At 58.6% G+C, this 10009-nt stretch carries 10 protein-coding genes; all 10 read left to right on the top strand.

Annotated features, from left to right (window positions below; all coding sequences use genetic code 11):
• Window positions 1-190 precede the first annotated feature (190 nt).
• The 10 genes from rlmD (at window position 191) to deoD (ending at window position 9799) form a co-directional block, all read left to right on the top strand.
• Window positions 191-1540, top strand: a complete 1350-nt coding sequence (gene rlmD, locus G113_RS16305) for a 23S rRNA (uracil(1939)-C(5))-methyltransferase RlmD (protein ID WP_005907224.1) — start codon at window positions 191-193, stop codon at window positions 1538-1540.
• Between the two features lie 156 nt (window positions 1541-1696).
• Window positions 1697-2206: a GNAT family N-acetyltransferase gene (locus G113_RS16300; RefSeq protein WP_005907223.1), complete on the top strand. Its 510-nt coding sequence runs from the start codon at window positions 1697-1699 to the stop codon at window positions 2204-2206.
• 78 nt (window positions 2207-2284) lie between these two features.
• Entirely contained in the window at window positions 2285-2449 is a 165-nt protein-coding gene (locus G113_RS21540) for a hypothetical protein (protein ID WP_169510559.1), read from the top strand.
• Window positions 2450-2619: 170 nt separating this feature from the next.
• The gene (locus G113_RS16295) at window positions 2620-3393 is read left to right on the top strand and encodes a TatD family hydrolase (protein ID WP_005907222.1); all 774 of its coding nucleotides are present in this window, start codon (window positions 2620-2622) and stop codon (window positions 3391-3393) included.
• A gap of 225 nt (window positions 3394-3618) precedes the next feature.
• On the top strand, window positions 3619-4893 hold the full coding sequence (locus tag G113_RS16290) for a NupC/NupG family nucleoside CNT transporter (RefSeq protein WP_005907221.1): 1275 nt from the start codon (window positions 3619-3621) through the stop codon (window positions 4891-4893).
• 122 nt (window positions 4894-5015) lie between these two features.
• Window positions 5016-5186 carry a XapX domain-containing protein gene (locus tag G113_RS16285; RefSeq protein ID WP_005907220.1) on the top strand — a complete coding sequence of 57 codons (171 nt, stop codon included), beginning with the start codon at window positions 5016-5018 and terminating at the stop codon, window positions 5184-5186.
• Window positions 5187-5573: 387 nt separating this feature from the next.
• Window positions 5574-6347: a deoxyribose-phosphate aldolase gene (deoC, locus tag G113_RS16280; RefSeq protein ID WP_005907219.1), complete on the top strand. Its 774-nt coding sequence runs from the start codon at window positions 5574-5576 to the stop codon at window positions 6345-6347.
• A 106-nt stretch (window positions 6348-6453) separates the two neighbouring features.
• A complete protein-coding gene (gene deoA / locus G113_RS16275; protein ID WP_005907217.1) occupies window positions 6454-7785 on the top strand; it encodes a thymidine phosphorylase in 1332 nt (443 codons plus the stop codon).
• Window positions 7786-7799: 14 nt separating this feature from the next.
• A complete protein-coding gene (locus G113_RS16270) occupies window positions 7800-9008 on the top strand; it encodes a phosphopentomutase (protein ID WP_005907215.1) in 1209 nt (402 codons plus the stop codon).
• A 77-nt stretch (window positions 9009-9085) separates the two neighbouring features.
• On the top strand, window positions 9086-9799 hold the full coding sequence (deoD, locus tag G113_RS16265) for a purine-nucleoside phosphorylase (protein WP_005907213.1): 714 nt from the start codon (window positions 9086-9088) through the stop codon (window positions 9797-9799).
• Window positions 9800-10009 lie beyond the last annotated feature (210 nt).

The following is a 10009-nucleotide window of genomic DNA, read 5'->3' as shown; positions in this document are numbered from 1 at the left end:
CCTCTGGCTGTTTTCTTCTGACGATATTTGATACCTGGCGGTATGGCGGGTTCATCCCCTGGCTGTTTTCTTCTGGCGATGTTTTATACCTGCAATTTGGGCGGATCTCCGCTAAACTCTGCCACCCTTTATTTGGGGTAGCCGGGTCAGCCCTGCTTTCACCCTTTCATCAATGCCTTCGGAGCCGCTCATGCCGTTAGTGGGACACCAACATCAGATCGATATCCTAGAACTGACCGACAAAGGGGATGGCAAGGGTCGCCTGTTCGATCGCCCCCTGTTTGTCGAGGGCCTCTTGCCCGGTGAGCAAGCCCTGGTCGAGCTGACCGAAGTCAAACCCAATTACCTGCACGGCAAGCTGGTGGAGTTGACCCAGCCGTCCGCGGATCGGGTGGCCGACTTTTGCCCCAATACCGAGTGCGGCGGTTGCCAGGTACGGCCGCTGGCCTATCCGGCTCAGCTCAGGTTGAAGCAGGCACTGGTACAGAGTGCGCTGGATCAAGCCGGCTTGGCGACTCAGGTCAATCCTATCATCGGCATGGATAGCCCCTTCGCTTATCGCAACAAAGCGCAGTATGCGGTGCGGAGCACTGAGGCCGGGGCCGAAATTGGCTTCTATCGCAAACACTCTCACACACTCATCACCGCCGACGATTGCGCGGTGCAGGACTCCCTGCATGTGGAGCTCAACGCCCGGGTTCGCGGCTGGATGCGCGAGCACGACATCGCAGCCTATGATGAGGTCAACCACAGTGGCTGCGTACGTAACCTGATGACCCGCAAGGGCTTCAAGAGCGGTGAGTTGATGGTGGTGCTGGTGACCCTGGGTGAGACCCTGCCGTTTGAAGCCGAGCTGCTGGCTGCGCTGGCGGATCTGCCCATCACTACCCTGGTACAGAATATCAATGACGAGCGTACCAACCGCATTCTGGGCGCAAGCAACCGGGTGCTGTTGGGGGAAGGGGTCATCCGCGACAAGATCCACGAACTCGAATTCGAGATCTCGCCCCTCTCCTTTTTCCAGAACAACCCGAGCCAGACCGATGTGCTCTACTCCAAGGCCCTCGAATACAGTGAGCTGACCGGCAGCGAGACGGTGTTCGACATCTATTGCGGCATCGGCACCATCTCCCTGTTCCTGGCAGCCAAGGCAGCCAAGGTGGTGGGAATAGAGTCGGTCGAGAGCGCCATTTCCGATGCCCGCCGCAATGCGGCCCTGAACGGCATAGAGCACACCGAATTCCACGTGGGCAAGGCCGAACAGCTGATGCCAGAGCTGCATGCCCAGGGCGTGAGCGCCGACGTGGTGGTGATGGATCCGCCCCGCAAGGGCTGCGACAAGGCTGTGCTGCAGACCCTGATCGCCATGGCGCCGCGCCGTCTGGTCTACGTTTCCTGCAACCCGCAGACCCTGGCCCGGGATCTGGCCTATCTGGTCAAGCAGGGCTTCGTGCTGGACGAGGTGCAGCCGGTGGACATGTTCCCGCACTCCATGCACGTAGAAGCCGTTGCCCGCCTGAGCCTGCCAGCCAAAAGCTGATAATCGCCTTGTTGGCGAAGCCGTGGCTTGTGTGCGCATGCCGAACAAGAGCTGATTTGAATTAGCCAGATGGCTCTGATAAAAACGACTCCAAATGGAGTCGTTTTTTTGGGGGCTGTAGACCGGCGTAACAACCAGGCAGGGAGAGCAGGGGTGATGATTCGTTTGGCGAGTGTGGAGGATGCGGCGGCGCTGGATCACTTCTTTGGGCAACTGGATCGGGAGACCCGTTTCATGCTGTTCGAGGCGGGGGAGCGTTCATCCGATATCGAGGGGCAGCGCCAGCGTCTGGCCGCCATGCATGCCAGTGCCAATCAGCGTATGTGGCTGTTGACCCAGACCTGCGAGGTGCAAGGGTTCGCGGTGATGATCGGGGGTGGCTTGCGGCGCAATCGCCACTGCGCCCAGGTGGTGATGGGGTTGCGCCAGGGGGCCCGGAGTCAGGGCTGGGGTGAGCGTTTGCTACTTACCCTGATCGCGAGCGCGCCGGGTTGTGGCATCAATCGGCTGGAGCTGGGGGTGATGGCCCATAACCTGGCGGCACATGGGCTCTATCGCAAATGTGGGTTTATTGACGAAGGTACCCGGCGCAACGCCTATTGGCTGGATGATCGCCATGTCGACGAAATCATCATGGGTCTGTTATTGCCGTTCGACATGCCATAACGCCGTCTGTCCGGCCCTACTAGGCGAGCCAAGCGCACGGTCGTAGAGTGTTCAATGGATAGATACAAGGAGTCGACCATGAAAGCTATCTTGTTACGCTGGCTTGCCCGTTACGATGCCTGGAGTCAGCGTTGGGGCCTTGCCCCTGAGTATCGACGCTGCTGTACACCTCAGCGCAGGGAGGCCAAGGCTGACAATCCCAAGTCGGTGTCGGCCCCCGCTGAAAAGCAGTCAGCACCATGAATGATCCCGGTTGACCCGTTTGAGTTTGTTGCTCTGAGTCCTGGGGCATGCCCCTTGCGACTTGTCGGCCCGAGACTGGACCGGGCGGGCTAAACTCGGGTTAAGGGGGGCGGCTCCTTCACTCGGTAGCCTGCATATCCTCTTCTCTTTGATATAGCGAGCCCTGTTCTATGAGGTTGTTTGACAGCCACTGCCACCTCGATTTCCCCGAGTTCGATCCGGATCGCGCTGCACTGCTGGCCGAATGCCGCCTGCGTGGTATTGCGGGCTTCATCATCCCCACTATCGGCGCCAGCAATTGGCGGCGGGTGATGGCGCTGGCGGCTAGCGAGCCCGAGCTCTTCTTTGCTCTGGGCGTGCATCCATGCTTCGTGGCTGACCAACCAGAGGATGTGATGGCGCAGCTCGAGACCTTGGCTGCCGAACGTCCGGCGGGCTTGGTTGCTATCGGGGAGTGCGGTCTGGATGGTCGCTCCCATCTTGTCCAGGAGGGGCAGTTAGCTCTGTTTGAGGCACAAGTCAGGTTGGCCATGGAGATGGACCTTCCGCTCATCGTGCATTCGGTGCGAGCCAACGACGATGTGCTCAAGATATTGCGCCGCAACAAGCCCGCCAGGGGAGGGGTCATTCACGCCTTCAGCGGCTCTTTGCATCAGGCCGAGCGTTTCTGGCAGCTGGGCTTCAAGCTGGGGATCGGCGGCACCATCACCTATGAGCGGGCCAACAAAACCAGAGAAGCGGTGGCGGCCATGCCGCTCGAGTCTCTTTTGCTGGAAACCGACTCGCCTGACATGCCCCTCTCGGGGGCGCAAGGGCAGCGTAATTCGCCACTCTCTTTATTAAAGGTGCTTGATGAACTGGCAAGTATAAAACGTTTGCCTGTCGAGCATGTTGCAAGGGTGTTGTGTGAATCCACATGTCACAGTTTTCATCTCAACAAATAAAGCATTAACATTTATTTAACTTTCTGATGGCCTTGGGTGAAAAAGCACGCGGATAAAAATCGTTTGCGGTCTAATTTAACGTCAGTTGGTCGATTTGATGCTTACAAAATGTGACCGCCCTTATACTTTGTCGCGAGCCAATTAGTATAATGCGCACCCTTGATTGATAAGTTTGGGACACAACTTATTAACAAGTTGGAAGGTGCTACTACGAGGAAGATAACAATGAGTTTGATCATGGGTCTGGTAGGGATGGCGACGCTTATCCTTATCGCGGTGCTGTTCTCCAGCAACCGCAAGGCAATCAACATCCGTACCGTGGCTGGTGCGTTTGTTATTCAAGCCAGTCTGGGGGCATTCGTTCTGTATGTTCCGGTTGGTCGCGATATTCTGGTCGGCGTATCCAGTGCCGTTTCCAGCGTCATTAGCTATGGCCAGGATGGTATTAATTTCCTGTTTGGTGGCCTGGTCAGCGATAAGATGTTTGAAGTATTTGGTGGTGGTGGCTTTGTATTTGCCTTCCGTGTTCTGCCAGTCATCATCTTCTTCTCCTCACTGATTGCCGTTTTGTATTACCTCGGCATCATGCAACTTGTTATCAAGCTGCTCGGTGGCGCGCTGCAAAAAGTCCTGGGTACCTCCCGTACTGAGTCCCTGTCTGCAACAGCCAACATCTTCGTCGGCCAGACCGAGGCCCCGCTGGTGGTGCGTCCCTTCATCGGCAAGATGACGGACTCCGAGCTGTTTGCCGTCATGTGTGGTGGCCTAGCTTCCGTTGCCGGTTCCGTACTTGCCGGTTATGCCGCCATGGGCGTCAAGATGGAATACCTGATCGCCGCCTCCTTCATGGCAGCTCCCGGTGGTCTGTTGTTCGCCAAGCTGCTCGTGCCTGAGACCCAGAGCCCGAACTATGACGAAAATAGCGCCGATGGCGATCTGGATGACAAGCCAGCCAACGTGATCGATGCTGCCGCCGCCGGCGCTTCCTCCGGTATGCAACTGGCCCTGAACGTCGGCGCCATGCTGCTGGCCTTCATCGGTTTGATCGCCATGATCAACGGTATCTTCTCCGGGATTGGTGGCTGGTTCGGCTATCCCCAGCTCTCTCTGGAGCTGCTGCTGGGTTGGTTGTTCTCCCCGCTGGCCTTCCTGATTGGTGTACCTTGGAGCGAGGCGACCGTCGCAGGTTCCTTCATCGGTCAGAAGTTGGTGGTGAACGAGTTCGTGGCTTACCTGAACTTTGCTCCATATCTGAAAGATGAGTTGTTGATCAACGGCGTGGTCATGTCAGACCACACCAAGGCGATCATCTCCTTCGCCCTGTGCGGCTTTGCCAACCTATCCTCCGTCGCTATCTTGCTGGGTGGTCTGGGTTCCATGGCACCGAACCGTCGTGGTGACATTGCGCGCTTTGGTCTGAAAGCTGTGTTGGCAGGTTCCCTGTCCAACCTGATGTCTGCCACCATTGCAGGCTTCTTCCTGGCTCTGTCCGCGATGTAAGTACGGCTGACAAGCCTTAAGCCGAACGCCACAGCAAATGCTGTGGCGTTCGCATTTGGGGAGCTGACAACCGTTTTCCTCCCTAAACTGATAATAAAGAAGTGAGTCAAACCGGAGGTGCTATGAACGAAGTGCTACTGGCTATGGTTGCCGGCTTCATCGTCGGCCTGTTGTTTTCTTTCCTCAAATTGCCGATCCCGGCGCCACCGGTATTATCCGGCGTAATGGGGATCGTAGGAGTCTACCTTGGTGGTGTCGCCTACTCTTGGATATTGACTCGTTTCTTCTCCTGACAAGGGAGTAATGGTGGATTTGCCCGGTGTGAGATACCTCTGGAATTGGCAAATCTGGCTTGCAAACAGGGGGTATCTCGGCTGAAATAGGCATTGCCAGCAGGGTGCTGGCATTGACTAATGCCCGATGGAATCGGGTGTTGGCGGTCAAATGGAATTGATTGGGAATCAGGGTCTGATGTGCATGGCCTTTCTCAAGTCTTCATGGAACCAAGTCCGCACTTTTGTAAGAAAGTGACAGGGCTCTTGCCTTATTTACAGTCTATTGCCCGTGCAGTCGCACTGTATTTCCATGCCCGCATGCTGGGTGGAACCTGTCGGCCAACTGCCTCTGCGCAGCTGACTCGTTTGCCTCATGGGGCCAAATCAAAGACTTTGGAGAATTTCATGACCGATCTGAAACTGGCCGCCCAACGCGCCCTGAACCTGATGGACCTGACCACCCTGAACGATGATGACACCGATCAGAAGGTGATCGACCTGTGCCACAAGGCCAAGTCTCCGGCTGGCCTCACCGCAGCCGTCTGTATCTACCCCCGTTTCATCCCCATCGCGCGCAAGACCCTGCGTGACATCGGCGCTGCCGACGTGCGCATCGCGACCGTGACCAACTTCCCCCATGGCAACGACGACATCGAGATCGCCGTGGCCGAAACCCGCGCCGCCGTGGCGTACGGCGCCGATGAAGTGGACGTGGTGTTCCCGTACCGCGCCTTCATGGCCGGCAATGAACAGGTCGGCTTCGATCTGGTCAAAGCTTGTAAGGAAGCCTGTGGCGACAAGGCGCTGCTGAAAGTGATCATCGAGACCGGCGAGTTGAAGGAAGAGGCGCTGATCCGTCGTGCCTCCGAGATCTGCATCGATGCCGGTGCCGATTTCATCAAGACCTCCACCGGCAAGGTGCCGGTCAATGCGACCCCGATCGCCGCCCGCATCATGATGGAAGTGATCAAGGCCAAGAACCCGAGCGTCGGCTTCAAGCCTGCCGGTGGCGTGAAAGATGCCGCCGTTGCCGGCCAGTACCTGGCCATGGCAGAAGAGATCCTGGGCAAGGAGTGGGTCTCCCCGCGCACCTTCCGCTTCGGCGCTTCCAGCCTGCTCGCCAGCCTGCTGGCGACCTTGGGTCATGGCGACAAGCCTGCCAACACCAGCGGTTACTAAGTTGATGAAAGGGCGAGCCTGGCTCGCCCTGTTATGCCCCCGCCAGATGGCGTACGGGCAGGGATAACAACTTATGTAACGCCAGCAATGGCGGAGGGAGTGAAAGATGTTTTTGCCTCAAGAAATTATTCGAAAGAAGCGCAACGGTGAAGCGCTCAGTACCCAAGAGATTCAATTTTTCGTCCAGGGCATTACCAATAACAGCATCGGCGAGGGGCAGATAGCGGCGTTGGCCATGGCGGTCTACTTCAAGGACATGACCATGGATGAGCGGGTTGCCCTGACCTGCGCCATGCGCGACTCCGGCATGGTGTTGACCTGGGATCACCTGAACCTGGGTGGCCCCATCGTCGACAAGCACTCCACCGGTGGCGTGGGTGATGTGGTCTCCCTGATGCTGGGCCCCATGGTCGCCGCCTGCGGCGGCTTCGTGCCCATGATCTCCGGCCGTGGCCTGGGCCACACCGGCGGCACCCTGGACAAGCTGGACGCCATTCCCGGCTACCAGACCTCGGTCGACAACGATCGCTTCTTGAAGGTGGTGAAAGAGGCGGGTGTCGCCATCATAGGCCAGACCGGCGATCTGGCCCCGGCCGACAAGCGTATCTATGCGGTACGGGACATCACGGCCACCGTCGAATCCATCGCCATGATCACCGGCTCCATCCTCTCCAAGAAGCTCGCCTCCGGGCTCGAAGCCCTGGTGATGGATGTGAAAGTGGGCTCAGGTGCCTTCATGCCGACGTTTGAAGCATCCGAAGAGCTGGCCAAGAGCATAGTGGCCGTGGCCAACGGTGCCGGCTGCCGCACCTCTGCGCTGCTGACCGACATGAACCAGGTGCTGGCCTCCAGCGCCGGTAACGGGGTGGAAGTGCGTGAAGCGGTACGCTACCTGACCGGTGAGTATCGCAACCCGCGCATCCACGAAGTGACTATGGCGCTCTGTGCCGAGATGCTCATCTCCGCCAAGCTTGCGAGCGACGAGCAAGACGCCCGTGCCAAGCTGCAGGCGGTGCTGGACAACGGCAAGGCCGCCGAGATCTTCGGTCGCATGGTGACCGGCCTCGGTGGTCCTGCGGACTTCATGGAGCGTTACGACGCTTACCTGCCCAAGGCCGGCATAGTGCGCCCCGTGTATGCGGCGCAGAGCGGTTTCGTGACCGCCATGGATACCCGTGAACTGGGTCTGGCCGTGGTGGCCATGGGCGGTGGTCGCCGCGCCGCCGGGGACAAACTCGATTATGCGGTCGGTCTGACCGACTTTATCCGCCTGGGGCAGAGCGTCGAGGCTGACAAGCCGCTCGCGCTGATCCACGCTCAGACAGAAGCTCAATTTGCCGAGGCCGCCCGCATGGTGCAGGCAGCCGTCAAGATCGGTGACACCCGACCAGAGGCACTGCCCGAGGTTTACCGTCGCATCGGTCTGGCCGATTTGTAACAAGGGGAAGACCCATGAAACGTACCTTTATTCTGATGATGGACTCCTTCGGTATTGGCGCTGCCGCCGATGCCGAGAAGTTCGGAGATGTGGGCGCCAACACCCTTGGCCATATCGCCAAGGCCTGCGCCGCCGGTGAGATTGAAGGCCGTGGCGCCCTCAACCTGCCCAACCTCAACAAGCTGGGCCTGGGTCACGCAGGGGAGCAGGCTTCCGGCTACTTCCCGGCAGGCTTGAAGAAAGATATCGAGGTAGTCGGTGCCTACGGCTTCGCCCAGGAGCTCTCCTCCGGCAAGGACACCCCGTCCGGTCACTGGGAGATCGCAGGCGTGCCTGTGCTGTTCGAGTGGGGTTATTTCCACGATCACCACAACAGCTTCCCCCAGGAGCTGCTGGACGCCATCGTCGAGAAGGCGGGTCTGCCGGGTTACCTCGGCAACTGCCACGCCTCCGGCACCCAGGTGCTGGACGATCTGGGCGAAGAGCATATGCGGACCGGCAAGCCGATCCTCTACACCTCTGCCGACTCAGTGTTCCAGATCGCCTGCCATGAAGAGACCTACGGCCTCGAGAAGCTCTACGAGCTGTGCCACATAGTGCGCGAGCTGCTGGAGCCCTACAACATAGGCCGCGTCATCGCGCGTCCGTTCGTGGGCAGCGGCAAGGGCAACTTCAAGCGCACCGGCAACCGTCACGACTACTCGGTACTGCCGCCGGCGCCGACCGTGCTGGACTACATGAAGGATGCGGGTGGCCAGGTGGTCTCCATCGGCAAGATCGCCGACATCTATGCCCAGCAGGGCATCACCAAGCAGGTGAAGGGCACAGGCCTGACCGAGCTGTGGGACAGAACCCTGGAAGAGGTGAAGGCCGCCGGTGACAACACCATAGTCTTCACCAACTTCGTCGACTTCGACTCCTCCTACGGCCACCGCCGTGACGTCAAGGGCTACGCCGATGCGCTTGAGTATTTCGACTCCCGCCTGCCGGAGCTGTTCGAGATACTGCAAGATGGCGATGTGGTGGTGCTGACCGCCGACCACGGCTGCGATCCGACCTGGAGCGGCACCGACCACACCCGTGAATACATTCCGGTGCTGTTCTACGGCAAGCCGGTCAAGGCTGGCTCCGTCGGTCGTCGCGAGACCTTCGCCGACATCGGCCAGAGCATAGCGGCCTACCACGGTTTGCCGAAATTGGAATACGGTACCAGCTTCCTGTAATTTACCCGCCCGTCACCCAGGTGGCGGGCAACCAATAAAGACAATAAAACTCAACCTAGTGTGAAGGAATCAAGAGAATGGCAACTCCTCATATCAATGCGAAAGATGGCGCCTTTGCAGATACCGTACTGATGCCGGGTGACCCCCTGCGCGCCAAGTACATCGCCGAAACCTTCCTGGAGAACGTCGAGCAGGTGTGTGACGTGCGCAGCATGCTCGGCTTTACCGGCACCTACAAGGGTCGTCGCATCTCCGTCATGGGCCACGGCATGGGTATTCCGTCCTGCTCCATCTACGCAAAAGAGCTGATCACCGACTACGGTGTGAAGACCCTGATCCGCGTGGGTTCCTGTGGTGCCGTGCGTGAAGACGTGAAACTGCGTGACGTGGTGATCGGCATGGGTGCCTGCACCGATTCCAAGGTCAACCGTCTGCGCTTCAAGGATCACGACTTCGCTGCCATCGCCGACTTCGACCTGGTCGCCAATGCAGTGCAAGCCGCCAAGAACAAGGGCGTGCCGGTGCGCGTGGGTAACATCTTCTCCGCCGACCTGTTCTATACCCCGGATCCTTCCATGTTCGATGTCATGGAAAAATACGGCATCCTGGGGGTCGAGATGGAAGCTGCCGGTATCTACGGCGTGGCCGCAGAGTACGGTGCCAAGGCACTGACCATCTGCACTGTCTCCGACCATATCCGTACCGGTGAGCAGACCAGCTCCGAAGAGCGTCAGCTGACCTTCAACGACATGATCGAAATCGCGCTGGACTCCGTCCTGCTGGGTGACTGACCCACGGCTTCGGTTTCATGCAAAACGGCGACCATCAGGTCGCCGTTTTTTTATGGTCTCGATGGGCTGAGAAGAGGCAGGGTCGCGAGGGAGCTGTCTATACTTCCGGGCAAGTCCCCTTGAGGTTAAGAGCATGAAACGAATGAATATCCTTACTCCACCGCTTCTCGCCTTGGCACTGCTGACCCCGATGCTCTGGCAGGATGTACT

Origin of the sequence: Aeromonas molluscorum 848 (assembly GCF_000388115.1) — a bacterium.
GTDB classification, from domain to species: Bacteria; Pseudomonadota; Gammaproteobacteria; order Enterobacterales; family Aeromonadaceae; genus Aeromonas; species Aeromonas molluscorum.
Note: the sequence above shows the minus strand (reverse complement) of the source record. Positions and strands in the feature narration are given on the sequence as shown.

Bases quoted from the DNA above. Each gene is read 5' to 3' on its own strand.
- rlmD (WP_005907224.1), top strand. From the start codon at position 191: ATGCCGTTAGTGGGACACCAACATCAGATCGATATCCTAGAACTGACC.
- G113_RS16300 (WP_005907223.1), top strand. From the start codon at position 1,697: ATGATTCGTTTGGCGAGTGTGGAGGATGCGGCGGCGCTGGATCACTTC.
- G113_RS21540 (WP_169510559.1), top strand. From the start codon at position 2,285: ATGAAAGCTATCTTGTTACGCTGGCTTGCCCGTTACGATGCCTGGAGT.
- G113_RS16295 (WP_005907222.1), top strand. From the start codon at position 2,620: ATGAGGTTGTTTGACAGCCACTGCCACCTCGATTTCCCCGAGTTCGAT.
- G113_RS16290 (WP_005907221.1), top strand. From the start codon at position 3,619: ATGAGTTTGATCATGGGTCTGGTAGGGATGGCGACGCTTATCCTTATC.
- G113_RS16285 (WP_005907220.1), top strand. From the start codon at position 5,016: ATGAACGAAGTGCTACTGGCTATGGTTGCCGGCTTCATCGTCGGCCTG.
- deoC (WP_005907219.1), top strand. From the start codon at position 5,574: ATGACCGATCTGAAACTGGCCGCCCAACGCGCCCTGAACCTGATGGAC.
- deoA (WP_005907217.1), top strand. From the start codon at position 6,454: ATGTTTTTGCCTCAAGAAATTATTCGAAAGAAGCGCAACGGTGAAGCG.
- G113_RS16270 (WP_005907215.1), top strand. From the start codon at position 7,800: ATGAAACGTACCTTTATTCTGATGATGGACTCCTTCGGTATTGGCGCT.
- deoD (WP_005907213.1), top strand. From the start codon at position 9,086: ATGGCAACTCCTCATATCAATGCGAAAGATGGCGCCTTTGCAGATACC.